This is a genomic window from Streptomyces sp. NPDC054796, from assembly GCF_053611545.1.
Genome location: NZ_JBSHAO010000083.1, coordinates 1 through 26685 on the forward strand (window position 1 = coordinate 1; position 26685 = coordinate 26685).

The window sequence follows — 26685 nt, forward strand, 5'->3', positions numbered from 1 at the left end:
GCCGCAGCGGGCGGCGGCACGTTTTTTCGGCGGAGCCGGGGAGCGAGGCTCAGGCGTCCTCGTGGGCGACGGCGCGACGGGCGTCGGCGTCCAGAACCCCCCAGCTGATGAGCTGCTCCGTCAGGACGGAGGGCGACTGGTCATAGATCACGGCGAGGGTGCGCAGATCGTCCTGGCGGATCGAGAGCACCTTGCCGTTGTAGTCACCGCGCTGCGACTGGATCGTGGCGGCGTACCGCTGGAGCGGCCCCGCCTTCTCGGCCGGGACGTGCGCCAGGCGCTCCAGATCGAGCACGAGCTTCGGCGGCGGCTCGGCGGCCCCGCCCGGAGTGGTGCCCGGAAGGAGTTCCTGCACCGGGACGCCGTAGAAGTCCGCCAGCTCGGCGAGGCGCTGCACGGTCACGGCACGGTCGCCGCGCTCGTACGAGCCGACCACGACCGCCTTCCAACGGCCCTGGGACTTCTCCTCGACGCCATGGAGGGAGAGGCCCTGCTGGGTGCGGATGGCGCGGAGCTTCGCTCCGAGCTGTTTGGCGTATTCGCTGGACATAAAGCTCCCCGGACGAGGTCTTGGTAACTCACTGTGAGGTTACGCAGCGTAATGTGCGGCGTCAAGCCGAACGGGTCCGTCCCACTTACGTAGCCCCTGGAACAGGCGTTTCATCCGACCCTGGTACCGTTGTCGGTCGACAGCTCAGACGTCCTTTAAGGCCCGTCCCGTGAGGCGGGGAAGGAGGTCCGTTTCGTATGGACGGCAATCACGCAGGCCAGGGGCCGGATCGCCCCGTCCTGGAGGCACCCGACATCGCCCGGGTGCTCACCCGCATCTCCCACGAGATCGTCGAGCGCGCCAAGGGCGCCGACGACGTGGTGCTCCTCGGCATCCCCACCCGCGGCGTCTTCCTCGCCCGCAGACTGGCGGCCAAGCTCGCGGAGATCACCGGGCGCGAGATCCCGGTCGGCTCGCTCGACATCACCATGTACCGCGACGACCTGCGCCTCGGTCCCGCCCGCGCCCTCGCGCGCACGGACATCCCGGCGGACGGCGTCGACGGCCGTCTCGTCGTCCTCGTCGACGACGTGCTCTTCTCCGGCCGCACCATCCGCGCCGCGCTCGACGCGCTGGGCGACATCGGGCGGCCCCGCGCCGTACAGCTCGCGGTCCTCGTGGACAGGGGCCACCGCGAACTGCCCATCCGGGCCGACTACGTAGGCAAGAACCTCCCCACGTCGCTGCGGGAGACGGTCAAGGTCCAGCTCACCGAGGAGGACGGCCGCGACGGCGTGCTGCTCGGCGAGCGCGTGACCGCCCCGGCGAGCGAACCGGGCCAGTAGCCGACGCGCGTACGGCGGGCGGGCCCCTCGGGCGCCCGTGCCGCGGACGCGCATGCCCGGACGCCACCGCACCGCCAGCAGCCGACATCCCCACCTGTACGGAAGGCAACAGATGAAGCGTCACCTCATCTCGGCCGCCGACCTCACGCGCGACGACGCCGTCCTGATCCTCGACACAGCCGAGGAGATGGCCAGGTTCGCCGACCGGCCGATCAAGAAGCTGCCCACCCTGCGCGGGCGCACCGTCGTCAACCTCTTCTTCGAGGACTCGACGCGCACCCGGATCTCCTTCGAGGCCGCGGCCAAGCGGCTCTCGGCCGACGTCATCAACTTTTCCGCCAAGGGCTCCTCGGTCTCCAAGGGCGAGTCCCTCAAGGACACCGCGCTGACCCTGGAGGCCATGGGCGCCGACGCCGTCGTCATCCGCCACCACGACTCGGGCGCCCCGCACCGGCTGGCCACCTCGGGCTGGATCGGCGGCTCCGTCGTCAACGCGGGCGACGGCACCCATGAGCACCCCACGCAGGCACTGCTCGACGCCTTCACCGTGCGCCGCCGCCTCGCGGGCGGCGAGGGCCAGGACCTGTCGGGGCGGCACATCACGATCGTCGGCGACATCCTGCACAGCCGCGTGGCCCGCTCCAACGTCCACCTGCTGACGACCCTCGGCGCCGAGGTCACCCTCGTCGCGCCGCCCACGCTGGTGCCCGTCGGGGTCGGCGCCTGGCCGTGCGAGGTCAGCTACGACCTGGACGCGGTCCTGAGCAAGTCCGACGCCGTGATGATGCTGCGCGTCCAGCGCGAGCGGATGAACGCGGCCTTCTTCCCCACCGAGCGCGAGTACGCGCGCCGCTACGGCCTGGACGGCGAGCGGATGGCACGGATGCCGGAGCACGCGGTCGTCATGCACCCGGGGCCGATGAACCGCGGCATGGAGATCACCGCCGAGGTCGCGGACTCGCCGCGCTGCACGGCCGTCGAGCAGGTCGCCAACGGCGTCAGCATCCGCATGGCCGTGATGTACCTGCTGCTCGGCGGCTCCGAACCGGCCGTCTCCACCCGCACCGAGGAGAACAAGTAATCATGAGTGAGCCGAAGAAGACGCCGAAGAAGACACTGATCCGCGGCGCGAGGCTGCTGGGCGGAGAGCCGCAGGACGTCCTCATCGACGGCGGCACCGTCGCCGAGGTGGGCAGCGGCCTGGACGCGGGCGGTGCTGAGGTCGTCGAGGCCGAGGGGCACATCCTGCTGCCAGGGCTCGTCGATCTGCACACCCACCTGCGCGAGCCGGGCCGCGAGGACTCCGAGACCGTCCTCACCGGCACCCGCGCGGCGGCCAAGGGCGGCTACACCGCCGTGCACGCCATGGCCAACACCTTCCCCGTCGCCGACACCGCCGGTGTCGTGGAGCAGGTGTGGCGGCTGGGCCGCGAGTCCGGCTACTGCGACGTGCAGCCCGTCGGCGCCGTCACCGTGGGGCTTGAGGGCAAGCAGCTCGCCGAGCTGGGCGCCATGCACGACTCGGCCGCCGGGGTGCGGGTGTTCTCCGACGACGGCAAGTGCGTGGACGACGCGGTGATCATGCGCAGGGCGCTGGAGTACGTGAAGGCGTTCGACGGCGTCGTCGCGCAGCACGCGCAGGAGCCGAGGCTGACCGAGGGCGCCCAGATGAACGAGGGCGTCGTCTCGGCTGAGCTGGGCCTGGGCGGCTGGCCGGCCGTCGCCGAAGAGTCCGTCATCGCGCGCGACGTGCTGCTCGCCGCGCACGTCGGCTCCCGGGTGCACATCTGCCACCTGAGCACAGCGGGCTCCGTGGAGATCGTCCGCTGGGCGAAGTCCAAGGGCTGGGACGTCACCGCCGAGGTCACCCCGCACCACCTGCTGCTCACGGACGAGCTGGTGCGCTCCTACAACCCCGTCTACAAGGTCAACCCGCCCCTGCGTACCGAGGCCGACGTCATGGCACTGCGCGAGGCGCTGGCCGACGGCACCATCGACTGCGTGGCCACCGACCACGCCCCCCACCCGCACGAGGACAAGGACTGCGAGTGGGGCGCGGCGGCCATGGGCATGGTCGGCCTGGAGACGGCGCTCTCGGTCGTCCAGCACACGATGGTGGACACCGGCCTGCTGGAGTGGGCGCAGATCGCCGACCGCATGTCGTTCCGCCCCGCGGCCATCGGCCGCCTGGCGGGCCACGGCCGCCCCGTGGCGCCCGGCGAGCCCGCCAACCTGGTCCTGCTCGATCCGGCTTACCGTGGACAGGTGGACCCCGCGGGCTTCGCCTCCCGCAGCCGTAACACCCCCTACCAGGGCCACGAGCTGCCGGGACGCGTCACCCACACCTGGCTCAGGGGCCGCGCGACGGTCATGGACGGGAACTTGGCGTGAACCCTCAGATCTCTCAGTTGCACCACCTCCTCCCGGGTCATCCGGGCCACCCGGGCCATCCGGGGCTGCTCGGCCTCGCGGCGGAGCAGAAGTCCCAGGAGGTCACCGACTGGGCCTCCCGTATCGGCTGGGTCGTCGGACTGCTGCTCTTCGTCGTCCTGCTCTACTGGCTGATGCGGCAGGGCTGGAAGTGGCGCGGCACGCTCCAGGGCGACCTGCCCGAGCTGCCCGTCGCGCCCGAGGCGGCGAGCGGGGCCGAGCCGCTGCTGCGGATGGCCGGGCGCTACCACGGCTCCACGACGGCGGGGCAGTGGCTGGACCGGATCGTCGCCCACGGCCTGGGCACCCGCAGCCGGGCCGAGCTGACGCTCACCGAGCACGGCATCGACGTCGTAAGGCCCGGCGCCGAGGACTTCTTCATCCCCGCCGCACAGCTTCGCGGCGCCCGCCTCGACAAGGGCATCGCGGGCAAGGTCCTCACCGAGGGCGGCCTGCTGGTGGTCACCTGGACGCACGGCAGCCGCGAGCTGGACTCCGGCTTCCGCTCCGACAGCGCGGCCGAGCACGCCGCCTGGGTGGAGCGCCTCACCGCGCTCGCCCCGGACGCGGACGGCGCCGCGCCCCAGGCGGGCACCCCCCACGGACAGACGCAGGACTCCGCGCCCGACCAGGCGCGGAGCCTCACGCACGACCAGGAAGGCGCACGATGACGACCTCCACCAGGGGAGCCGCGAAGGCTCCAGCGATCCTCGTCCTGGAGGACGGCCGCACCTTCCGCGGCCGTGCCTACGGCGCCGTGGGCGAGACCTTCGGCGAGGCGGTCTTCAGCACCGGCATGACCGGCTACCAGGAGACACTGACCGACCCCTCCTACCACCGCCAGGTGGTCGTCATGACAGCCCCCCACATCGGCAACACGGGCGTCAACGACGAGGACCCCGAGTCGCGCCGCATCTGGGTCTCGGGCTACGTCGTCCGCGACCCCGCGCGCGTCCCCTCCAACTGGCGCTCCGTGCGTACCCTGGACGACGAACTGGCAGGCCAGGGCGTCGTCGGCATCAGCGGCATCGACACCCGCGCGCTGACCAGGCACCTGCGCGAGCGCGGCGCCATGCGCGTCGGCATCTTCTCCGGCGAGGCGCTGGCCGACGAGGCGGCGCTGCTCGCCCGGGTCAAGGCGGCGCCCGAGATGAAGGGTGCCGACCTGTGCGGCGAGGTCGCCACGAGCGAGCCCTACGTCGTCCCGGCCATCGGCGAGAAGCGCTTCACCGTCGCCGCCGTCGACCTCGGCATCAAGGGCATGACCCCGCACCGCATGGCCGAGCGCGGCATCGAGGTCCACGTGCTGCCGGCGAACGCCACGCTTGAAGACGTGTACGCGGTCAACCCGGACGGGGTGTTCTTCTCCAACGGGCCCGGCGACCCCGCGTCGGCCGACCACCCCGTCTCCCTGATGCGCGGCGTGCTGGAGCGCAAGACTCCGCTGTTCGGCATCTGTTTCGGCAACCAGATCCTGGGCCGCGCGCTCGGCTTCGGCACCTTCAAGCTGAAGTACGGGCACCGCGGCATCAACCAGCCGGTACAGGACCGCGCCACCGGCAAGGTCGAGGTGACCGCGCACAACCACGGCTTCGCCGTGGACGCACCCCTCGACACCGTCAGCGAGACCCCGTACGGCAGGGCGGAGGTCTCGCACGTCTGCCTCAACGACGACGTGGTCGAGGGCCTGCGCCTCCTCGACCAGCCCGCCTTCAGCGTCCAGTACCACCCTGAGGCGGCAGCGGGTCCGCACGACGCCGCGTACCTCTTCGACCGGTTCGTCGCGCTCATGCGAGACGGACGAAACCAGCACAGCGCCACCCTCATGGAGGACCAGCGTGCCTAAGCGCACCGATATCCAGTCCGTCCTGGTCATCGGGTCAGGGCCGATCGTCATCGGTCAGGCCGCCGAGTTCGACTACTCCGGTACCCAGGCATGCCGCGTGCTCAAGGCCGAGGGCCTGCGCGTGATCCTGGTGAACTCCAACCCGGCGACGATCATGACCGATCCGGAGATCGCCGACGCCACCTATGTCGAGCCGATCACCCCCGAGTTCGTCGAGAAGATCATCGCGAAGGAGCGCCCCGACGCGCTGCTGCCCACCCTCGGCGGCCAGACCGCGCTCAACACCGCCATCTCCCTCCACGAGTCCGGCACCCTGGAGGCGTACGGCGTCGAGCTGATCGGCGCCAACGTCGAGGCGATCAACAAGGGCGAGGACCGCGACCAGTTCAAGGAGGTCGTGGCGGCCGTCAAGGGCAAGATCGGGCACGGCGAGTCGGCCCGCTCCTACATCTGCCACTCCATGGACGACGTCCTCGCCGGAGTGGACGAGCTGGGCGGCTACCCCGTCGTCGTGCGCCCCTCCTTCACCATGGGCGGCGCCGGCTCCGGCTTCGCGCACGACGAGGAGGAGCTGCGCCGCATCGCCGGGCAGGGCCTCACCCTCTCGCCGACCACCGAGGTACTCCTGGAGGAGTCCATCCTCGGCTGGAAGGAGTACGAGCTGGAGCTGATGCGGGACAAGAACGACAACGTCGTGGTCGTCTGCTCCATCGAGAACTTCGACCCCATGGGCGTGCACACCGGCGACTCGATCACCGTCGCGCCCGCGATGACGCTCACCGACCGCGAGTACCAGATCCTGCGGGACATCGGCATCGCCGTCATCCGCGAGGTCGGCGTGGACACGGGCGGCTGCAACATCCAGTTCGCGGTCAACCCGGAGGACGGCCGCGTGGTCGTCATCGAGATGAACCCGCGCGTCTCCCGCTCCTCCGCGCTCGCCTCCAAGGCCACGGGCTTCCCCATCGCGAAGATCGCGGCCAAGCTCGCCGTGGGCTACACGCTGGACGAGATCCCCAACGACATCACCGAGAAGACCCCGGCCTCCTTCGAGCCCACGCTCGACTACGTCGTGGTCAAGGCACCGCGCTTCGCCTTCGAGAAGTTCCCGGCCGCCGACAGCTCGCTGACGACCACCATGAAGTCCGTCGGCGAGGCCATGGCCATCGGCCGCAACTTCCCCGAGGCGCTCCAGAAGGCCCTGCGCTCCCTGGAGAAGAAGGGCAGCTCCTTCGCCTTCGGCGGCGGCCCCGAGGCGGCCGGCGACAAGGACGCGCTGCTGGCGGAGGCCAGGCGCCCCACCGACGGCCGCATCAACACCGTCATGGCCGCCATCCGCGCCGGAGCCAGCCAGGAGGAGGTCTTCGAGGCGACGAAGATCGACCCCTGGTTCACCGACCAGCTCTTCCTCATCAAGGAGACGGCCGACGAGATCGCCGCTGCGCCCGAGCTGAGCCCCGAGCTGCTGGCCGACGCCAAGCGCAACGGCTTCTCCGACGCGCAGATCGCCTCGCTGCGCTCCCTGCGCGAGGACGTCGTACGCGAGGTCAGGCACGCGCTGGGCGTCCGCCCCGTCTACAAGACCGTCGACACCTGCGCCGCCGAGTTCGCCGCGAAGACCCCGTACTTCTACTCCTCCTACGACGAGGAGACCGAGGTCGCGCCCCGCGAGAAGCCCGCAGTGATCATCCTGGGCTCGGGCCCCAACCGCATCGGCCAGGGCATCGAGTTCGACTACTCCTGCGTCCACGCCTCCTTCGCGCTCTCGGAAGCGGGCTACGAGACCGTCATGGTCAACTGCAACCCCGAGACCGTCTCCACCGACTACGACACCTCCGACCGGCTCTACTTCGAGCCGCTCACCCTGGAGGACGTCCTGGAGATCGTCCACGCCGAGCGGGCCGCGGGGCCCGTCGCGGGCGTCGTCGTCCAGCTCGGCGGACAGACCCCGCTCGGCCTCGCGCAGGCGCTCAAGGACAACGGCGTGCCCATCGTCGGCACCTCGCCCGAGGCCATCAACCTCGCCGAGGAGCGCGGCGCCTTCGGCCGGGTGCTGGAGGAGGCCGGGCTGCCCGCGCCGAAGTACGGCACCGCCTACTCCTTCGAGCAGGCCAAGGTCATCGCCGCCGAGATCAACTACCCGGTCATGGTCCGCCCCTCCTACGTGCTGGGCGGGCGCGGCATGGAGATCGTCTACGACGAGGGCTCACTCGCCGCCTACCTGGAGCGGCACGCCGGACTCATCTCCGAGCACCCCGTGCTCATCGACCGGTTCCTCGACGACGCCATCGAGATCGACGTCGACGCGCTCTACGACGGCCAGGAGCTGTACCTCGGCGGTGTGATGGAGCACATCGAGGAGGCGGGCATCCATTCAGGTGACTCCGCCTGCGCGCTGCCCCCGATCACCCTCGGCGGCCACGACATCAAGCGGCTGCGGGCCTCCACCGAGGCCATCGCGGCGGGCGTCGGCGTCCGCGGACTGATCAACATCCAGTTCGCGATGGCGGGCGACATCCTCTACGTGCTGGAGGCCAACCCGCGCGCCTCGCGCACGGTGCCCTTCACCTCCAAGGCCACCGCCGTGCCGCTCGCGAAGGCCGCGGCCCGCATCTCGCTGGGCGCCACCGTCGCCGAGCTGCGCGCCGAGGGCATGCTCCCGGCCGAGGGCGACGGCGGCGACCTGCCGCTGGACGCGCCCATCTCCGTCAAGGAGGCCGTGCTCCCCTGGAGCCGCTTCCGCGATGTGCAGGGACGCGGCGTGGACACCGTGCTGGGCCCGGAGATGCGCTCCACCGGCGAGGTCATGGGCATCGACTCGGTCTTCGGCACCGCCTACGCGAAGTCCCAGGCCGCTGCCTACGGCGCGCTGCCCACCAAGGGCCGCGCCTTCGTCTCGGTCGCCAACCGCGACAAGCGCTCCCTGATCTTCCCGGCGCGCGAGCTGGTCGGCATGGGCTTCGAGCTGCTGGCCACCTCCGGCACCGCGGAAGTTCTCAAGCGCAACGGCATCAACGCCACAGTGGTACGCAAGCAGAGCGAGGGCGAGGGCCCGCAGGGCGAGAAGACCGTCGTCCAGCTCATCCACGACGGGGAGGTCGACCTCATCGTCAACACCCCCTACGGCACCGGTGGCCGCCTCGACGGCTACGACATCCGCACCGCGGCCGTCGCCCGCGCCGTCCCCTGCCTCACCACGGTCCAGGCGCTCGCCGCCGCCGTCCAGGGCATCGAGGCGCTGACCCGGGGCGAGGTCGGCGTCCGCTCCCTCCAGGAGCACGCGGCGCACCTCACGGCGGCCCGCACCGCCTGACCCGTCCCGGCCCGGGCCCGCGCCGCACCGCGCGGGCCCGCGCCGGACCGGGCATCCCTTGACCCTTCTCGTTCGCGAAGGCCACGCATGTACTCCCTCCTGTTCCGCACCGTCTTCCGGCGGATGGACCCGGAGAAGGCCCACCACCTGGCCTTCGCCTGGATCCGCCTCGCCGCGCGCGTCCCCGTGCTGCGCACCTTCCTGGCGGCATTTCTCGCACCCCGCCACAAGGCGCTGCGCGTCGAGGCGCTCGGCCGCCGCATGCACGGCCCCTTCGGGCTCGCGGCGGGCTTCGACAAGAACGCGGTCGCCGTCGACGGCCTGACGATGCTCGGCTTCGACCACGTCGAGATCGGCACCGTCACCGCGCACCCCCAGCCGGGCAACCCCAAGAAGCGGCTCTTCCGCCTCGTCCCCGACCGCGCCCTCATCAACCGGATGGGCTTCAACAACGAGGGCTCGGCCGCCGTCGCGGCGCGCCTCGCGGCCCGTGAGGCGGTCTTCAAGGCGACCGTCGGCGTCAACATCGGCAAGACGAAGATCGTCCCCGAGGAGGAGGCGATCGGCGACTACGTCACCTCCACCGAGCGCCTCGCCGAGCACGCGGACTACCTCGTGGTCAACGTCTCCTCGCCGAACACGCCGGGGCTGCGGAACCTCCAGGCCGTCGACCACCTGCGGCCCCTGCTCACCGCCGTGCGCGAGGCCGCAGACCGCACGGTCACGGGCCGCCGCGTCCCCCTGCTGGTCAAGATCGCGCCCGATCTCGCCGACGAGGACGTGGACGCCGTCGCCGACCTGGCCGTCGAGCTGGGCCTGGACGGCATCATCGCCACGAACACCACCATCGCCCGCGACGGGCTCGGCCTCACCTCCGACCCCGCGCTGGTCGCCGAGACCGGCGGCCTCTCCGGAGCGCCCGTCAAGGACCGCTCCCTCCAGGTGCTGCGGCGCCTGTACGCGCGGGTCGGCGACCGCGTCACGCTCATCGGCGTGGGCGGCGTCACGACGGCCGAGGACGCCTGGCGGCGCATCCTCGCCGGTGCCACGCTCGTGCAGGGGTACAGCGCGTTCGTCTACGAGGGGCCGCTGTGGGCCCGCACCGTCCACCGGGGGCTGGCCGAGCGGCTGAGGGCCAGCCCGTACGCCACCCTCGCGGAGGCCGTCGGCGCGGAGACCCGCGCGGCGGAGGACGGGGACGGGGACCACCCGGACCACCCGGACCACCCGGAGAAGAGGAGCACCGCAGCGTGACCGCATCCGACGCACAGACCGCCACAGACACCCGCACACCGCTCGCGGAGCCCTTCGGCGCCCGGCTGCGCTGCGCCATGGACGCGCGCGGCCCCCTCTGCGTGGGCATCGACCCGCACCCCTCGCTGCTGGCCGACTGGGACCTGGCCGACGACATCCACGGCCTGGAGCGCTTCACCCGGCTCACCGTCGAGGCGCTCGCGGACCGCACAGCGGTGCTCAAGCCGCAGTCCGCCTTCTTCGAGCGCTTCGGCTCGCGCGGCCTCGCCGTGCTGGAGAAGGCCGTGGCCGAGGCCAGGGAAGCGGGCGCGGTGGTGATCATGGACGCCAAGCGCGGCGACATCGGCTCCACCATGGCCGCCTACGCGGACGCCTTCCTCGACCCCTCCTCGCCGCTCTTCTCGGACGCGCTGACGGTGAGCCCGTACCTCGGCTTCGGTTCCCTGCGCCCCGCCGTCGAGCTGGCGCGGCGCAACGGGTGCGGGCTCTTCGTGCTCGCGCTGACCTCGAACCCGGAGGGCGCCGAGGTCCAGCACGCGGTGCGCGGCGCGACGGCGCTCGACGCGGCCGGGACGGCCGGGGGAGCGGGGGGAACCGGAGCGGCCCCAGGCACCGGAGCGGCCCACGGAACCGGCACAGAGGCGCACAGCGTCGCCGCGACGGTGCTGCGGCATCTGGCGGCCGAGAACGCGGGCGCGGAGCCGATGGGCTCCTTCGGGGCCGTCGTCGGCGCCACCCTCGGTGGGACGCCGGGGGAGCTGGGGATCGATCTCGCGATCAACGGCCCGCTCCTCGCTCCCGGCATCGGTGCCCAGGGCGCGACCCCCGCCGATCTTCCTGGCGTGTTCGGCGGCGTGGTGCGCGATGTCGTGCCGAGCGTGAGCCGGGGCGTACTGAAGCACGGCCCCGACATTGGTGGAATGCGAGATTCCGCCCGTCGTTTTGTCGAGGAAGTGCGCGCGGCCGTGAACTGACCTGGAAAAACCGCGCCTGTTTGTCCGGAAATGTCGCTGTCCACAGAGTCTGACCAGGACTTTTCGTCTGTTCTCGCTGACTCTGGCGCCTGTGGCCGCTAGTCTCCGTCGAGAGCACCGCGAACCCTGGGGTCTCCCCAGGTCCGACGGACCGAGGGGACGCGTGGCTCGTTGCTCCGCAGGTGCGGGGCTACTAGGTTCCTCACCGATCCATATCCGACAGTTCGACATCCGAGGTGACGTAGGCGTGGCTCTTCCGCCCCTTACCCCTGAACAGCGCGCAGCCGCGCTCGAGAAGGCCGCCGCGGCTCGCCGGGAGCGCGCCGAGGTCAAGAACAGGCTGAAGCACTCCGGCGCTTCCCTCCACGAGGTCATCAAGCAGGGCCAGGAGAACGACGTCATCGGCAAGATGAAGGTCTCCGCTCTCCTCGAGTCGCTGCCCGGCGTGGGCAAGGTCCGCGCCAAGCAGATCATGGAGCGTCTCGGGATCTCCGAAAGCCGTCGCGTGCGCGGGCTCGGCTCCAACCAGATCGCCGCACTGGAGCGCGAGTTCGGCAGCGCCAACGCCTGATCCGCCCCCGTGTGATGCCCGTGGGCTTCCCGTCCGCGGCTTCCATGGTGGCAAGGCACTGCTGAGAACCGGGATAATCGCTGCATGAGTACCGCAGTCTCCCGGGGGGCGACCCCGGAACCCCCGGTTGGCACACCGCGGCTGACCGTGCTCTCCGGCCCCTCCGGGGTCGGTAAGAGCACGGTCGTCGCGCATATGCGCAAGGCGCATCCCGAGGTATGGCTCTCCGTCTCCGCCACGACCCGCACCCCGCGGCCCCGCGAGGTCCACGGGGTGCAGTACTTCTTCGTGGACGACGAGGAGTTCGACAAGCTGATCGCCAACGGCGAGCTGCTGGAGTGGGCCGAATTCGCGGGCAACCGCTACGGCACACCCCGGCAGGCCGTCCTGGAGCATCTGGGGCGCGGCGAGCCCGTGCTCCTGGAAATCGATCTCCAGGGCGCCCGCCTCGTCAAGGAGGCCATGCCCGAGGCGCAGCTCGTCTTCCTGGCCCCGCCCTCCTGGGAGGAGCTGGTCCGCCGCCTCACCGGGCGCGGCACCGAACCCCCCGAGGTCATCGAGCGGCGCCTGGAAGCGGCCCGTACGGAGCTGGCGGCCGAGTCCGAGTTCGATACGACCCTGGTCAACACCTCGGTCGAGGGCGTCAGCGCCGAACTGCTAGCCTTGATGCGTATCGACTGATCACTAGTGTGCCTGTGCTCCGCTGACTCCACACTCCACCGATCAGCCTTTGACGATCTCCACCCATTCTCCGGAAGGCAGAGCGTGTCCTCTTCCATCACCACGCCCGAGGGCATCATCAACCCGCCGATTGATGAGCTGCTCGAAGCCACCGACTCGAAGTACAGCCTGGTGATCTACGCCGCCAAGCGCGCGCGTCAGATCAACGCGTACTACTCGCAGCTCGGTGAAGGGCTGCTCGAGTACGTGGGCCCGCTGGTGGACACTCACGTCCACGAGAAGCCGCTCTCGATCGCGCTGCGCGAGATCAACGCGGGCCTGCTGACCTCCGAGGCGATCGACGCCCCGCCGGCCGGCGCGCTCCAGTAAGCGACGGCAGCCTTTCATCACGGGCCCGGCAGCGCGGCTGCCGGGCCCGTGGTGTGTGATGTGGGAGTAAGGCAGGCCAGGTATGCGCGGGCCGCGCCGCGCGCATACGGCGTACGGCGTATGACGTACGTGTGACGGAAGCTCCGGGTGCCGTCGTGGACGCACCGTGTGTGGGGAGAGGCGAGCGATGGAACAGCGCCGGCACCGGCAGGACGAGCAGAGCGGGCGAGGCGAGCGGGGCAGGCCCCGGGTCGTCCTGGGGGTGAGCGGCGGCATCGCCGCGTACAAGGCGTGCGAGCTGCTGCGGAGGCTGACGGAGAGCGGCCACGACGTGCGCGTCGTGCCCACCGAGTCGGCCCTGCACTTCGTGGGCGAGGCCACCTGGTCGGCGCTCTCGGGCAGCCCGGTGTCCACGGAGGTGTGGGAGTCGGTCCACGAGGTGCCGCACGTGCGCATCGGGCAGGCGGCCGACCTCGTCGTCGTCGCGCCCGCGACCGCCGACGTGCTGGCCAAGGCGGCGCACGGCCTCGCCGACGACCTGCTCACCAACACGCTCCTCACCGCGCGATGTCCGGTCCTCTTCGCGCCCGCGATGCACACCGAGATGTGGGAGCACCCCGCGACGCAGGAGAACGTGGCCACGCTGCGCCGCCGCGGCGCGGTCGTCATCGAGCCCGCCGTCGGTCGGCTGACCGGCGTGGACACCGGCAAGGGGCGCTTCCCCGACCCGGCCGAGATCTTCGAGCTGTGCCGCCGCGTGCTGGCCCGTGGCCCCGAGGCGCCCGCGGCCGACCTCGCGGGCCGCCACGTCGTGGTCAGCGCCGGCGGCACCCGCGAGCCGCTGGATCCCGTGCGCTTCCTCGGCAACCGCTCCTCCGGCAGGCAGGGCTACGCGCTGGCCCGTACGGCGGCGGCGCGCGGCGCCCGCGTGACCCTCGTCGCCGCGAACAGCGAGCTGCCGCCTCCGGCCGGTGTCGACGTCGTGCCCGTCGGGACGGCCGTCCAGCTCAGGGAGGCCGTGGTCAAGGCGGCGACGGACGCGGACGCGGTCGTCATGGCGGCGGCGGTGGCCGACTTCCGGCCCGCCGCTTACGCGCAGGGCAAGATCAAGAAGAAGGACGGCGCGGAGCCCGAGCCGGTCGCGCTCGTGCGCAATCCGGACGTCCTGGCCGAGATCTCCGCCGCCCGGAGCCGTCCGGGGCAGGTGGTGGTCGGCTTCGCCGCCGAGACGGACGACGTTCTGGCCAACGGCCGCGCCAAGCTGGCCCGCAAGGGCTGTGACCTGCTGGTCGTCAACGAGGTGGGGGAGCGCAAGACCTTCGGCTCGACGGAGAACGAGGCGGTGGTCCTCGGCGCGGACGGCAGCGAGACGGCGGTCCCGCACGGTCCGAAGGAGGCGCTCGCCGACACGGTCTGGGACCTGGTGGCGGGGCGTCTGACGTGACGGGGTGCTGACCGGCGTGACCGGCGCGGCTCCCTCACGGGCTTGAGGCCGCGCGGGTTCGCGGTCTCTACGGGCTCGCGGGTTCGCGGGTTCGCGGCCGCAGAGTGTGCGGGTGTGGAGACCCGGTGCCGATCCCGTCGCCCCGCCGTTGCGCAAGAGTGCGGAACCCGCCCCTCCAGGTGGCCGGAATAAGCCGCTCCGTATGTCGGTGTCCCGCCGTTTCGTCGGTGCGTCCGGCACCCGACACGCCACGACATATGCCCATGTGGGCCGGACCACAGGGGGCGGGTCAAGGGGTCTCGCATCCTGGAATCGCAGGTCGGAGTCGTGTCGGAGTTCGGGACTCCGTGATTGGATGCGGGTGGAGATGGATAAACTTGGCGGCGGACCGTGCTTGGGCGCAGCCCCCGACCGGTCCGCCCATGTTCAGCCAGCAGCCGCTGCAACCACAGGGAGCGATGTGTCCCGCCGCTTGTTCACCTCGGAATCTGTGACCGAGGGTCACCCTGACAAGATCGCTGACCAGGTCAGCGACACGATTCTCGACGCGCTCCTCAAGGAGGACCCGCACTCTCGGGTCGCCGTCGAGACGCTGATCACCACCGGCCTGGTGCACGTGGCCGGAGAGGTGACCACCAAGGCGTACGCGCCCATTTCGACGCTCGTGCGCAACAAGATCCTGGAGATCGGCTACGACTCCTCGAAGAAGGGCTTCGACGGCGCCTCCTGCGGCGTCTCCGAGTCCATCGGCGCCCAGTCCCCCGACATCGCGCAGGGTGTCGACACCGCTTACGAGAAGCGCGTCGAGGGCGATGAGGACGAGCTGGACAAGCAGGGCGCGGGCGACCAGGGCCTGATGTTCGGCTACGCCTGCGACGAGACCGCCGAGTACATGCCGCTGCCGATCACCCTGGCGCACCGGCTCTCGGAGCGGCTCTCGGAGGTCCGCAAGAACGGGACCATCCCCTACCTGCGCCCGGACGGCAAGACGCAGGTCACCATCGAGTACAACGGCGACAAGGCCGTCCGTCTCGACACCGTCGTGGTCTCCTCGCAGCACGCGGCCGACATCGACCTCGACTCGCTGCTCGCACCGGACATCCGCGAGTTCGTGGTGGAGCCGGAGCTGAAGCGCCTCGTCGACGAGGGCATCAAGCTGGAGACCGAGGGCTACCGCCTCCTGGTCAACCCGACAGGGCGCTTCGAGGTCGGCGGTCCGATGGGTGACGCGGGTCTGACCGGCCGCAAGATCATCATCGACACCTACGGCGGCATGGCCCGCCATGGCGGCGGCGCCTTCTCCGGCAAGGACCCGTCCAAGGTCGACCGCTCCGCCGCGTACGCGATGCGCTGGGTCGCCAAGAACGTCGTCGCCGCGGGCCTGGCCTCCCGCTGCGAGGTCCAGGTCGCGTACGCGATCGGCAAGGCCGAGCCGGTCGGTCTCTTCGTGGAGACCTTCGGCACGGCGACCGTCGACGTGGAGAAGATCGAGCAGGCCATCAGCGAGGTCTTCGACCTCCGCCCGGCCGCGATCATCCGCGACCTCGACCTGCTGCGCCCGATCTACGCCCAGACCGCGGCGTACGGCCACTTCGGCCGCGCGCTGCCGGACTTCACCTGGGAGCGGACGGACCGCGTCGACGCGCTCCGCAAGGCGACGGGCCTGGCCTGACGGCCTGAGCCCGGGCCTCAGCAGCCGCGCCTCTCCACCGCGGCGCTGACGCGCACCGCCGAGAGGGCCCGGCCGCGCCTCCACCCGTCGACTGCTGGCGACGGGGGAGGACGGCCGGGCCCTCGCATGCGTGCGGCCGGGCCCCTAGCGGCGGGTGACCCAGCGGGGATCGACGCGGCCCAGCCAGGCGTCCTGGCCGTCGGCCAGCGGCTCCTCGAGGGGGAGGGGCAGAAACCGGCAGGCGAAGGCGAGCCCGGCGTCGTCTCCCTCACCGTGGACGCGGTGCTCCCACGCGTCGGGAGCGTCCGCGGGCGCCCGGAGGGAGAAGAAGCTGGTCCGTCGTGGCTGTGCCGTGTGAGGGTGCGGCCTGTCCTCCACGGCGATCAGCCTCGTCGCCGTCGCCGTCGCCGTGAGCAGACCGGTTTCCTCCGCGACCTCCCGCAGGACCGCTTCCTCCAGCTCCTCGCCCGGCTGGACTCCTCCCGCGGGAACCTGGGTTCCCGCTTCCGGCATGCCTACGTGATCGAACACCAGGAGTTCGGGGACGGCACGCTGACGGATCACATACGCGGCGACACGGATTCTGGGTGGGGTCATCCCGGCATTGTCCTCCGTGGCCACCAGGGCCGTCGGACCCGCGTCCCGGACCGGTGGGCGCGGGGCCTGCGTAGGCGGGTCGCCTCAGACCTCGGGAACGTCCTGGGGCGAATCGAGCTCGCTGCCGCAGGTGGTGGTTTTGGTGCCTTCCTCGAAGTCCTGTGCCTCCGCGGACGAAGCATCGAACTTCCTGAGAATGTCGTCCACGGCCTCCTGCCGCGCCCCGGGCACGGTGATCCTGGAAACAGCCTGGGCCAGTAGTGACGACTGCGGGTCCTGGGAGTCGAGACCGAGTTCTTCCAGCATCTTGCCGAAATGATCGGCGGCACTTCCGCGCGCCCCGGTAGATGCCTCAGCCGAGTACGAGCCGTTCCCGTTCCCGTAGGGGGCCGTCGTCGTGAAAACACCCTCCTGGCCCCCCGGCCGAGCGGCCACGGGCTCCGGCGGCGGGTATGGATACGGAACCATGTGCTGGAACTCCTCGGGGACCCCGTCGTTGTTGGCCGCGGAGGAGAGCTGGGCGAGAACACCTATGTCGTCCACGGTCTTCTTGATGTGATCGTCGTTCTTCGAGAGCCACCAGACGACGGCGCTCCCCGTGTCCTTCAGCACGTCCTTGCTCAGATACTCGCGCCGGTTGCACTCGTACTTGCGCTCGTGCTCCCACAGGTCTTCGTCCTTGCGTACGGTCGAGAGCCTGCTGAGCCGGGCCGAGTCGCTTTCCGGGAGGGTGAGCGTGACATTTTCCGCCATCGCGAGCACCCGCCCCGTGGGGTCTGCTTCCATCGTCCCGAGCAGGCCGTTGAGCTGGTGCTGCACGAGACTTGTGCGGTGCGGAGCGTACAGAGCTGTCATTCGGCCGGCCCGTTCGAGGATCGCGCTCACGGCCAGCCCGCCGGGGCTGATGGCGGGTGCGTCCTCTGCGGCTTCGAGGGGCCACCAGCGGACGACCGCCGAGAAGAGGACGTCGTAGTCCTCGGCGGAACTGGGCAGGGCGACATCGGTGACGATCTGCTCACGACGTTCCTGGGGTGCGATGGGCAGATCGGGTTCGAGCGTGAACTCGCGTGGCATGGAGCCTGCTCTCGGAGTGGGGGTGCGCCCGGCCAGCACCGCCGCTGCCAGGAGAAACGCCGCTGCGGTTGCCCATGCCCACAGCGGCCAGTGCAGACACAGGCCGAGAATGGCGAGAATCAGTCCGGAGATGACGGTGAGGAAGAGCGTCATCGTCTTGTGGCCAGAACTCATGGCGGTGTCTCCAGTGCGGTGTCAGGCGATGTCGCGAGGTCAACTGGTGGGGAGCGGGGTTTCGAGACCGAGAGCGGCACTGTTCTTGTGCCAGAACCGACCTAGGGTTTCCGCACGCGGCGTTCTGAGCGCGTCGTCGTCGGTGCGGGCCCAGTCCCGGACGATGACGTAGAGACGGCTCAGAGCGCGCGCGTTGCCCCGACAGGCGTCGATGAGCACATCGAGCAGAGCATCGCGGTAGGACGGACGGGCACAGGCCGTGTCGAGCCAGCCGCGTACCCGGCCGGTCCAGACGCTCCTTGAGCGGTTCTCCAGGACGCTGGCCCAGCCCACGGTGAGCTGAGAACGTACAACGGGGCCAGTGATCAACGGCTTGGCGCGGCTTCCTGGGCCGATGAGCAGAGCGGGATCCGCGATCTGGAGGAAGAGGTCGATGTCGTGCTGGGGCAGGGCGTCCGTGCCCGGCGTGAGGCGGTCGAGTAGCCGACGGTAGAGGCGGCCGTCGGGGCGGACCAGCCTGAACAGAGCCTCTCGTGCCGCAGCCCGTACGCGTGAGTTCCGGTGCCGGGCAAGGTAGTGGAGGCGCGTCATGGCCTGGTCGGGGAACCGTCCTGCCAGGGACTCGGCGCAGATGCCGACGAGAACCTCGGCGAGCGGCACATTCGACGTGGAGGAGTAGGCCCAGTCGTAGATCATCCGCCGGAAGGTACGGCCGTACCGTTCGTGGACGACGGCCTTCTGGAGGGCATAGGTGGCTGCTGGACGGCATACCCTGTCCGGCACGCTGCCTGTCCACTCTTCCACCAGCTTCCGCAGGTCGGCCGGCGGCCCCGTGCGCAAGGACTCCGTCGCGTAGCGTTCCACCAGTCCCATGCGCTCGTCTGTGGTGATCCATTGCTGTACCGCCGCGTCGCTCACCCACCGTCTGAGCGTTTCTCGTAGGGGCGGGAAGTTGTTCCAGCAGTGCACACGTACGGCTTCGTCGTAGCCCGCGGGAAGCTGGACCCTGTTCTGAGTGTCGAGTTCGGCGCCGATGGCCGAGAGCCGACTGGCCAGGGAGGCGTGTTCGAGGAGCGGCGGATCCTCAGCGGGGTGCTGGGCTGCGCGCAGCAGGTTGACGGTCGCGTAGTACACGGCGTCGGACCTGGCACTCGGGAGGAAGGCGGAGGCCAGTAGTAGCGCACGCTGCTGCCCGTCCTTGAGGCTCTGGATGCGCCGTGTGAGCTGGGGGCCGCTCGGAAAGACGGCTTCCAGCGCTTTCCCGGCCCACTCACGGAAGCCGTCCGTGCCGGTCGACGCGTCGCGCGCATCGCGTACATGGACCGCGAGTGCTCCGACGCGGCGCAAGGGCTCCCTGGAGAGAAAGGCGGAGAGCTTTCCTGACGAAAGTTCGCTCTCCGACGGCCGGATCCCGTAGGTGAGCAGGTGGCGCCGCAACACCTCCCATGGCTCGGGCCGACGGATCCGTGCGACGAGCCGCTGGAGTTCGTCACCGAGCAGGTGGTCCCTGTCCGGCGGCAGGACCACGGCCAGCCGCGCGTTCCTGCGCCGGACCGTCGCGCGGAAGGACGGCAGTTCGGCGAGGATCCGGCCGAGTGCTGTTTCCTCGCTGGCGGACAGGTCGAGCAGGAGTTGGTCCCCGTCTCCTACGTGATCGGGGTCGAGGGCCAGCCCTTCGCCTTCCTCGGACTGGTCCAGCAGTTCATGGAAGCTGCCTGTGCCGCCGGGCCGTTCGGTCAGCAGCACCGTGGCAGTGGCCCGTTTTCCGCTGCCCGCCGTACCCGTGAGCAGGACCGTTCCGCGCTGTTCCAGAGTTTCCCTGGCCGTGTAAGTGCCGGGTGGGTACACGAACAGTCTCTTGAGCTGGAGGAGTTCGTCCTGTGCGATCTCGCGTGGGTCCTTGCCCGGGGTTCCGGTGCGTAGCCCGACGGCGTCGAGGAACGCGACGTAACTGACATATTGATCCCCGTTCCCCGCCTGGACCGGTGCCTGGGGGTGGAAGACCCGAGGATGGGAGGCGGGACCGGTCATCGCTCGCCCTCGGGTTCGCGCCGGGGACCGAAACTGTGGCTCACGCCGCCGTGGTTGTCCCCTTCGACATTGGTCGTGCCGTCGCCGTGGAAGTGCTGGGTCCGGTTGCCGGAGAAGTGCTGCGCGCCGTCGGTGTACTGGCCACCGGTGCCCGCGTGGACGGGGCCCGAGGGGTTGCGGATCACGGTTCCGCCGATGTCGCCGTGGACATCACGGGTCTGGACACCGGTGCCCCGCACGTCGCCCATCGTGTTGTGCGTGTCACCGGGCTCCGCGGCGGGCGCCCCGCGACTCAGTTCGGCTTCCGCGAGCCGGGGGATCAGCAAGGCCAGCTCGTCCCCGATGCGCGCGAGGTCGGTCTCCGCCTGCTGGGTGTCCAACCGCAGCGACTGACAGTTCGCGAGTCTGGCCAGCTCCGGGGGCAGGCCCCTCGGGTTCAGCCGCTCGGTGCTTCGTCCGTCGAGTACGGGGATGACGGGCAGGCCGCATGTGAACGCTTCCAGGATCTCCTTGCGGACCCAGTCATCCTCGCTGTCCAACGCCTTGTTGCCAGGGTTTCCCTTGTCCGGGGCGTCGAGCCACGCGGGCCCGATGACGGCGAGTAGGGCGCTACAACGTCGCACGTTCTCGGCCAGGGCCTTGCGGTAGTCCTGACCCGGCCTGATGGACTTGCTGGCGCGAAAGATCAGTTCTTCGCCAAAACGGTGCGAGAGTTCCCGCTCGATGAGCGCGGCGGTCTTCTCGCCGTCGCCGGTGCGGTAGTTGATGAATACCTCGGGCACGTGGGGTTCCTTTGCTGCTGGTCGTTACCTGTCGGCGGAGTGGAGGGAATGGGCGAGCCCTGGTGCCAGGGACTTGACGCCTGAGTGGCGTGCGTACCGGGAGAGGATCCGGGAGACGCGGCGCAGGTCGGCGGTGATGGTCGCGGAGCCGACGGTGTCAGTGGCCTTGAGGAGCTGTGCCACCAGTGAGCAGGCGTGGTCGATTTCTCCGGCGGCGGCGTGTGCGAGGGCCCCTCGCATCCCGTACCGGGCGCGGGAGCGCAGGGCGTGCGCCGGTACCTGAGCGATCTCCCGGTCGATGATGGCGGCGGCCCGCTGTGGAAATCCGAGGTCGTGCAGGCACCAGCCAGTGATCATCGCGACCGGATCGGACAGGTTCGTCGTGCCGATGACCGGTGCGCCACCGTGCTCCGGCTCCCGGGTGAGCAGGACTCGCGCCCGGTCCAGACAGCGCATGCAGGAGTCGTAGTCGCCCGCGAGCGCGTGCCCCTGAGCCTCACGTTGTGCTGCCAGGCCGCGGATACGGGGCGGAAGGTCGTGGTCCTGGGCCTGCTGGGCCAAGACCACGGTCTGGACGGGGTCGTCGCGATAGAGCGTGACGAGGGCCCGCCGCACGAGTGCGTAGGCGGCGAAGTGATGGTCGTCCCCGGCTTCGGCGAGATTCACGGCGCGGTCGGTCCACCAGAGCGCGGCCTCCTCGTTGCCGGTTTCCTGCACGAGCCAGCCGACGTACTCGGCATATCGTGAGGCCAGCGCGAGGAGCCCTTGCCTGGTCCGAGTACCGGCACGCTCCGACAGCTCTCGCAGGGTGTGCGTCTGCGCGATGAGCGCGGGCAGTACGACCTCGGGCGCCGTGGTCTGTCCAAGACGGCGGTATTCGTCGAAGAGTGCACGCGAGGCTTCCAGCAGGGTCCCCCCGCTGTCGGGGGCTGCCGACGAAGTGCTGAGTCCCAGGCTCACCATGGATGCCGCCCCAGCCGCGACCACGTGACGACGGCCGACAGGCTGGAACCAGCTTGAGCCGTCGGCGGACAATCGCATCAGCCACACCTCTTCCCCATCTTCGCCAGGGCCTCCCCCGGTGATCTTCGCGGTCCTCTCAGCGGCTGTGTCCGAAGCGCTGGACACCGGCTCGTCCCCTGGACGGGGACCGGACACTGTTTCTGACGTCAGGGATGTCACCGGGCGCAGAAGAGCGGCCAGCTCCCCCTTCGCCCCCAACACCGCGTCACAGAGCCGGGCCAGATCTCTGCTCGGCGATTTCAGACCGCGCTCCACCTTGCTGAGCTGGGCCTTGCTGTAGTGGACCCGCTGGGAGAGCTGGCCCAGGGTCATGTCCGCCGCGAGGCGGAGTCTGCGGAGTTCGGGGCCGAACCGGGGTGGCTGCTGGAGCACGTCAACCTCCGTCACTGATCATCCGGGCAGCCGCCGGTCACCGTCAGTCAGTCAGCCTCGGGTACGGCAGCGGGACGGAACAAGGCGAATGGGGTGTTTCCCGTTTCCCGTCGGCAGGCAACCCCACCTCGGACCGTCTGTCGAGACGGCCTCGAGCACGGACCGGGTACGCCCCACGGACCGGTGGGCGCGGGGCCCGTTGTCGGTGGGGTCTGCTAAGACTGAGGCTGTGAGCAGCGACGACGAGCGGGACGGGACTCCGGCGGCGGAGCCGCCCGAGCAGCTCGCGCTGATTCGGGAGACCGTGCGCAAGCGCAAGCAGCCCAAGGCGAAGCCGCGCACCTGGCGGGGTGCCGCGCTCGCGGAGAGCCGCCCCGTGGCGCGGGTGCTCGTGGACAAGGGCCTGGTCCACCTGGACCGCTATTTCGACTACGCCGTCCCCGCGGCGCTCGACGCCGAAGCCCAGCCCGGCGTCCGGGTCCGCGTGCGCTTCGGCGCGGGCGAGAAGGAGGGCCGCCGCGAAGGAGGGCGGCTGATCAACGGGTTCATCGTCGAGCGGTGCGAGGAGAGCGATTTCCCCGGCGCGCTCGCGCCGATCGCGCAGGTCCTCTCGCCCGAACCCGTCCTCTCGCCCGAGCTGCTGCGCCTGTGCCGCGCGGTCGCCGACCGCTACGCCGGATCGCTCGCCGACGTCCTCCAGCTCGCCGTCCCGCCCCGCATGGCCCGCGCCGAGAAGCGCCCCTCGCCCGAACCGCGGCCCCGCCCGGCGCCCCCGGCCCCCGGCGGCTGGGAGCGCTACGCGCAGGGCGCCGCCTATGTCAGGGCACTGGCCGAGGGCGGCGCGCCCCGCGCCGTGTGGACCGCGCTGCCAGGACCCGGCTGGCCCGACGAACTGGCCCGCGCCGTGGCCGCCACCCTCGCCTCGGGGCGTGGCGCCGTTGCCGTCCTGCCCGACGGGCGCACGGCAGCCCGCGTCGACGCAGCGCTCACCGCCCTCCTCGGTACCGGCCACCACGTGCTGCTCACCGCCGATTCGGGCCCCGAGCAGCGGTACGGGCGCTGGCTGGCCGTCAGCAGAGGCGCGGTGCGTGCGGTGATCGGCACCCGGGCGGCGATGTTCGCGCCGGTACGGGACCTGGGCCTGGTCGCGATCTGGGACGACGGGGACTCGAGCCACAGCGACGACCACGCCCCGCAGCCCCACGCCCGCGAGGTGCTGTTGCAGCGCGCCGTCACCGAGCACGCGGGCTTCCTGCTCGGCGCGCACGGCTGCACGGTGGAGGCAGCCCAACTGGTCGAGACGGGCTGGGCCGGGCCCCTCGCGGCCGACCGCGAGACGGTGCGCGCCACGGCCCCCGCCATCCGCACCATCGGCGATCGCGACGAATCCCGGGACGCGGCGGCCCGCTCCGCGCGGCTGCCCAGCGTCGCCTGGGACACGGCCCGCGAGGCGCTGGAGACCGGCCCCGTCCTCGTCCAGGTCCCGCGCCGCGGCTATGTGCCCCGCCTCGCCTGCGAGCGGTGCCGCGAGCCCGCGCGCTGTGCGCACTGCGCGGGCCCGCTGGAGGCGGTCGAGACGGGGGAGTCGGCCGCGGCGGGGGACGGCCTGCGCTGCGGCTGGTGCGCCCGCACCGCGCCGGAGTGGCACTGCGCCGAGTGCGGGGGCGTGCGGCTGCGCGGGCAGGTCTTCGGCGCACGCCGTACGGCGGAGGAGCTGGGCCGCGCGTTTCCGGCTGTCCCGGTGCGTACGTCGGGGCGCGATCACATACTCGACACCGTCCCCGACCGCCCCGCGCTCGTCGTCTCCACCCCCGGCGCCGAGCCCGTGGCCGAGGGGCCCGGATACGCGGCGGCGCTGCTCCTCGACGGCTGGGCCCTGCTGGGCCGCCCGGACCTGCGCGCGGGCGAGGAAGCGCTGCGCCGCTGGCTGAGCGCTGCGGCGCTCGTGCGGGGGCCGGACGCCGGAGCCGGAGCCGGAGCCGGGGGCGAAGGGGACAGGGGCGGCGCGGGCGGCGAGGCAGGCAAGGGGGGCAGCGTGATGATCGTCGCCGAGCCCACGCTGCGCCCCGTACAGGCGCTGGTGCGCTGGGACCCGGCGGGATTCGCGGTGCGTGAGCTGGCGGAGCGCGCCGAGCTGGGCTTCCCGCCCGTCTCGCGGATGGCGGCGGTCAGCGGGCCCGGCGAGGCGGTGGCCGAGCTGCTGGGCCAGGCGGCCCTGCCGCGCGAGGCCGAGGTGCTGGGCCCCGTGCCCCTGCCGGTCACCGCGCCAGGGCGTCCGCGGCGCCCCGGGGACCCGCCCGCGGGCGAGCAGTGGGAGCGCGCGCTGGTCAGGGTGCCCCCGGGGTCCGGCGCCGCGCTGGCGTCCGCGCTGAAGACGGCGCAGGTCGCGCGGCTCACGCGTCGCGAGGGCCCGGCTGTCCACATCCGCGTCGATCCGCCGGACATCGGCTGAGGCCGCCGGGCATCGGCTGAGGGGTCAGGCCCGGCACCGTACGAGGGGCGGCTCGTCCTGCGGACACACCACCGCCCGGTGTGCCGGGGCACACCGGGCGGTGGGGCAACGGCCGCGGAGGGGTCAGCCGTTGCGGGGGCCGGGGAAGGCCCCCGGGCGGTGGTCCTGAGCATGCGCGCGCGGCGGTGGCGAGGGCTGCGCGGGGGGATGGGGCTGGGGCTGCGACGACGGGGCGACGGTCGGCGAGGGGATCGTGGGCGTCGTGGGCGCGGGCTGCTGGCCCGGGACGGAACCCGTCACGGAGCCGGTCACCGAACCTGTCACCGAACCTGTCACCGAGCCCGGCATGGAGCGGGCGGCGGGGACCTGGACGGCGGGCCGGGGAGCGCCCTGCGCGCTCGACGTCTCGTGCGGCGGGCCGGAGGCGGCTGAGGCCGCGGAGGCGGCGGCCGAGGCGTCCGCGCTGTCCCGTACGGCCTCGCGCACGGTGCCGCGCCGCGAGCCGTAACGGCGGTGCACCGCCTGCTTGGTGACGCCGAGCGCCGAACCCACCGCGTCCCACGAGAAACCCAGCGAGCGGTCGAAGTCCACCGCCGCGGTGACCAGCGTCTCCACGCTGTCGCGCAGTTCCTGTGCCAGCCGCACGGTGGGCGCGGGTGCCCTGCCGTAGACGACGAAGCCCGTGGACGGGCCGCTGCGCCGTGGACGGTAGACATTGCCGAGCTGGGCGGTGAGGGTACGCAGCGCGTCCACCTGCCGGCGGACCCGCTCGATGTCCCGTACCAGGAGATGCAGGCTGGCCCTCGCCTGGGCGTCGTGGGTTGCGTGGTCGGCCATGAACAAGCCTCTCGAACCGGCGTGTAAAAGGATGGGGCCGCTAAGCGGCCCGTTTCGGTCAATCTCCCTTGACCAACGCCATAACGGTCGCTCTGGTCACGCTGAGGGGGCGTGGGCGGAAGGATGCGGGGCGCGCGGTGCCCCGTACGCCCCCTCGGGCGACGGCCCGTGACGGACCGTAGACTGGGCGCTCTTCGCGCCTTCGCGCCCGCCAGCACCCCAAACGCACCCGCCGCCCCAACGCCCCGCCGTCCGTGAGAGGTAGTTCGCCACCGATGAGGCTCGTCTTCGCAGGCACCCCCGAGGTCGCCGTACCCGCTCTCGACGCCCTGCTCGCCTCGGAGCGGCACGAGGTCGCGGCCGTCGTGACGCGGCCCGACGCGCGCGCGGGCCGTGGGCGGCACCTGGTTCCCAGCCCGATCGCCCAGCGGGCCGCTGAGGAGGGCATCGAGGTGCTCAAGCCCGCGAAGCCCCGCGACGAGGACTTCCTTGCCCGGCTCCGTGAGATCGCCCCCGACTGCTGCCCCGTCGTCGCCTACGGAGCGCTGCTGCCGCGCGTAGCGCTCGACGTCCCCGCGCACGGCTGGGTCAACCTCCACTTCTCGCTCCTCCCCGCCTGGCGCGGCGCCGCGCCCGTGCAGCACTCGCTGCTCGCGGGGGACGAGATGACGGGCGCGAGCACGTTCCAGATCGAGGAGGGGCTCGACTCGGGCCCCGTCTACGGCGTGATCACAGAAGAGGTACGCCCCACCGACACCAGCGGCGACCTGCTGACCCGGCTCGCCTTCGCGGGCTCGGGGCTGCTCGCCGCCACGATGGACGGCATCGAGGACGGCACGCTCCAGGCCGTGCCGCAGCCCGCCGAGGGCGTCTCCCTCGCGCCGAAGATCACCGTGGACGACGCGCGCGTCGACTGGTCGGCGCCCGCGCTGCGCGTGGACCGGGTGGTTCGCGCCTGCACACCGGCACCCGGCGCGTGGACGGTGTTCCGGGGCGAGCGGCTCAAGGTGCGGTCCGTCGTGCTCGCCCCCGAGCGGACCGGTCTGGCGCCGGGCGAGCTGGCCGTGGGCAAGAACTCCGTGCACGCGGGCACGGGTTCGCACGCGGTGGAGCTGGAGTGGGTGCAGCCGCAGGGCAAGAAGCCGATGAAGGCCGCGGACTGGGCCCGTGGGGTACGGGTCACGGACGCGGAACGCCTCGACGCGTAGCCGGGCCGGGCCGACGGACGTCCCGCTGAGGGCCGCTGACCGGCGCGCGGAGGACGGCGCGCGGGCCGTTGGCCGTTCCCTCGGGCGTGCGGCGTAGGCTGAAGAGGGCGGTCACCACAGCACCACAGCCGCTCGCCCCCGCCCCCGCCCTCGTCATCACCGCACCGGAGCACCTTCACCCGTGAGCAATCGGCCACGCCGCCCCGCCAAGCCCTACCGCCGCCCCAAGCGGGACCCCGTACGTAT

At 71.5% G+C, this 26685-nt stretch carries 22 protein-coding genes; 15 read left to right on the forward strand and 7 right to left on the reverse strand.

The window, feature by feature from the left end; all coding sequences use genetic code 11:
• Nucleotides 1–49: 49 nt before the first annotated feature.
• Nucleotides 50–550: a transcriptional regulator BldD gene (bldD, locus tag ACWGJ2_RS37310; protein ID WP_028431622.1), complete on the reverse strand. Its 501-nt coding sequence runs from the start codon at nt 548–550 to the stop codon at nt 50–52.
• Nucleotides 551–747: 197 nt separating this feature from the next.
• Between bldD and pyrR the strand changes: the two genes are divergently transcribed.
• The 13 genes from pyrR (at nt 748) to metK (ending at nt 15889) form a co-directional block, all read left to right on the forward strand.
• Nucleotides 748–1335: a bifunctional pyr operon transcriptional regulator/uracil phosphoribosyltransferase PyrR gene (gene pyrR, locus ACWGJ2_RS37315; RefSeq protein ID WP_453350827.1), complete on the forward strand. Its 588-nt coding sequence runs from the start codon at nt 748–750 to the stop codon at nt 1333–1335.
• Between the two features lie 112 nt (nt 1336–1447).
• Entirely contained in the window at nt 1448–2416 is a 969-nt protein-coding gene (locus ACWGJ2_RS37320; protein ID WP_453350828.1) for an aspartate carbamoyltransferase catalytic subunit, read from the forward strand.
• A 2-nt stretch (nt 2417–2418) separates the two neighbouring features.
• Entirely contained in the window at nt 2419–3726 is a 1308-nt protein-coding gene (locus ACWGJ2_RS37325; RefSeq protein WP_453350829.1) for a dihydroorotase, read from the forward strand.
• Between the two features lie 65 nt (nt 3727–3791).
• Nucleotides 3792–4436 (forward strand): PH-like domain-containing protein, encoded by a 645-nt coding sequence (locus ACWGJ2_RS37330; RefSeq protein WP_453350847.1) that lies wholly within the window; start codon nt 3792–3794, stop codon nt 4434–4436.
• On the forward strand, nt 4433–5611 hold the full coding sequence (gene carA, locus ACWGJ2_RS37335; protein WP_453350830.1) for a glutamine-hydrolyzing carbamoyl-phosphate synthase small subunit: 1179 nt from the start codon (nt 4433–4435) through the stop codon (nt 5609–5611). The genes ACWGJ2_RS37330 and carA overlap by 4 nt, the downstream gene beginning before the upstream one ends.
• Nucleotides 5604–8924 carry a carbamoyl-phosphate synthase large subunit gene (gene carB, locus ACWGJ2_RS37340; RefSeq protein WP_453350831.1) on the forward strand — a complete coding sequence of 1107 codons (3321 nt, stop codon included), beginning with the start codon at nt 5604–5606 and terminating at the stop codon, nt 8922–8924. The genes carA and carB overlap by 8 nt, the downstream gene beginning before the upstream one ends.
• A gap of 87 nt (nt 8925–9011) precedes the next feature.
• Nucleotides 9012–10178 carry a quinone-dependent dihydroorotate dehydrogenase gene (locus tag ACWGJ2_RS37345; RefSeq protein ID WP_453350832.1) on the forward strand — a complete coding sequence of 389 codons (1167 nt, stop codon included), beginning with the start codon at nt 9012–9014 and terminating at the stop codon, nt 10176–10178.
• On the forward strand, nt 10175–11152 hold the full coding sequence (gene pyrF / locus ACWGJ2_RS37350; RefSeq protein WP_453350833.1) for an orotidine-5'-phosphate decarboxylase: 978 nt from the start codon (nt 10175–10177) through the stop codon (nt 11150–11152). Before ACWGJ2_RS37345 ends, pyrF begins: the two co-directional genes overlap by 4 nt.
• Before the next feature lie 247 nt (nt 11153–11399).
• Nucleotides 11400–11723 carry an integration host factor gene (locus tag ACWGJ2_RS37355; protein ID WP_453350834.1) on the forward strand — a complete coding sequence of 108 codons (324 nt, stop codon included), beginning with the start codon at nt 11400–11402 and terminating at the stop codon, nt 11721–11723.
• A gap of 84 nt (nt 11724–11807) precedes the next feature.
• Complete coding sequence (gene gmk, locus ACWGJ2_RS37360) at nt 11808–12404, forward strand: guanylate kinase (RefSeq protein ID WP_453350835.1); 597 nt, start codon at nt 11808–11810, stop codon at nt 12402–12404.
• 84 nt (nt 12405–12488) lie between these two features.
• A complete protein-coding gene (rpoZ, locus tag ACWGJ2_RS37365; protein ID WP_453350836.1) occupies nt 12489–12773 on the forward strand; it encodes a DNA-directed RNA polymerase subunit omega in 285 nt (94 codons plus the stop codon).
• A 187-nt stretch (nt 12774–12960) separates the two neighbouring features.
• Nucleotides 12961–14217: a bifunctional phosphopantothenoylcysteine decarboxylase/phosphopantothenate--cysteine ligase CoaBC gene (gene coaBC, locus ACWGJ2_RS37370; RefSeq protein ID WP_453350837.1), complete on the forward strand. Its 1257-nt coding sequence runs from the start codon at nt 12961–12963 to the stop codon at nt 14215–14217.
• Between the two features lie 460 nt (nt 14218–14677).
• Complete coding sequence (gene metK, locus ACWGJ2_RS37375; protein WP_453350838.1) at nt 14678–15889, forward strand: methionine adenosyltransferase; 1212 nt, start codon at nt 14678–14680, stop codon at nt 15887–15889.
• Between the two features lie 144 nt (nt 15890–16033).
• Here the strand turns inward: metK and ACWGJ2_RS37380 are convergent, their stop codons facing one another.
• From ACWGJ2_RS37380 to ACWGJ2_RS37400, 5 genes are all read right to left on the reverse strand, one after another.
• Entirely contained in the window at nt 16034–16486 is a 453-nt protein-coding gene (locus tag ACWGJ2_RS37380; RefSeq protein ID WP_453350839.1) for an NUDIX hydrolase, read from the reverse strand.
• A gap of 84 nt (nt 16487–16570) precedes the next feature.
• Complete coding sequence (locus ACWGJ2_RS37385) at nt 16571–17734, reverse strand: hypothetical protein (RefSeq protein WP_453350840.1); 1164 nt, start codon at nt 17732–17734, stop codon at nt 16571–16573.
• Between the two features lie 39 nt (nt 17735–17773).
• Nucleotides 17774–19765, reverse strand: coding sequence for a hypothetical protein (locus tag ACWGJ2_RS37390; protein WP_453350841.1), 1992 nt, complete (start codon nt 19763–19765; stop codon nt 17774–17776).
• Nucleotides 19762–20547 carry a toll/interleukin-1 receptor domain-containing protein gene (locus ACWGJ2_RS37395; RefSeq protein ID WP_453350842.1) on the reverse strand — a complete coding sequence of 262 codons (786 nt, stop codon included), beginning with the start codon at nt 20545–20547 and terminating at the stop codon, nt 19762–19764. Before ACWGJ2_RS37395 ends, ACWGJ2_RS37390 begins: the two co-directional genes overlap by 4 nt.
• Before the next feature lie 24 nt (nt 20548–20571).
• A complete protein-coding gene (locus ACWGJ2_RS37400; RefSeq protein ID WP_453350843.1) occupies nt 20572–21957 on the reverse strand; it encodes a helix-turn-helix domain-containing protein in 1386 nt (461 codons plus the stop codon).
• A gap of 214 nt (nt 21958–22171) precedes the next feature.
• Here ACWGJ2_RS37400 and ACWGJ2_RS37405 point away from each other — a divergent pair, with 214 nt between their 5' ends.
• Nucleotides 22172–24394 (forward strand): primosomal protein N', encoded by a 2223-nt coding sequence (locus ACWGJ2_RS37405; RefSeq protein WP_453350844.1) that lies wholly within the window; start codon nt 22172–22174, stop codon nt 24392–24394.
• 123 nt (nt 24395–24517) lie between these two features.
• Here ACWGJ2_RS37405 and ACWGJ2_RS37410 read toward each other — a convergent pair whose 3' ends face one another.
• The gene (locus ACWGJ2_RS37410) at nt 24518–25231 is read right to left on the reverse strand and encodes a hypothetical protein (protein ID WP_453350845.1); all 714 of its coding nucleotides are present in this window, start codon (nt 25229–25231) and stop codon (nt 24518–24520) included.
• Between the two features lie 275 nt (nt 25232–25506).
• Between ACWGJ2_RS37410 and fmt the strand changes: the two genes are divergently transcribed.
• Nucleotides 25507–26439 (forward strand): methionyl-tRNA formyltransferase, encoded by a 933-nt coding sequence (gene fmt / locus ACWGJ2_RS37415; protein ID WP_453350846.1) that lies wholly within the window; start codon nt 25507–25509, stop codon nt 26437–26439.
• The last annotated feature ends 246 nt before the right edge of the window (nt 26440–26685 follow it).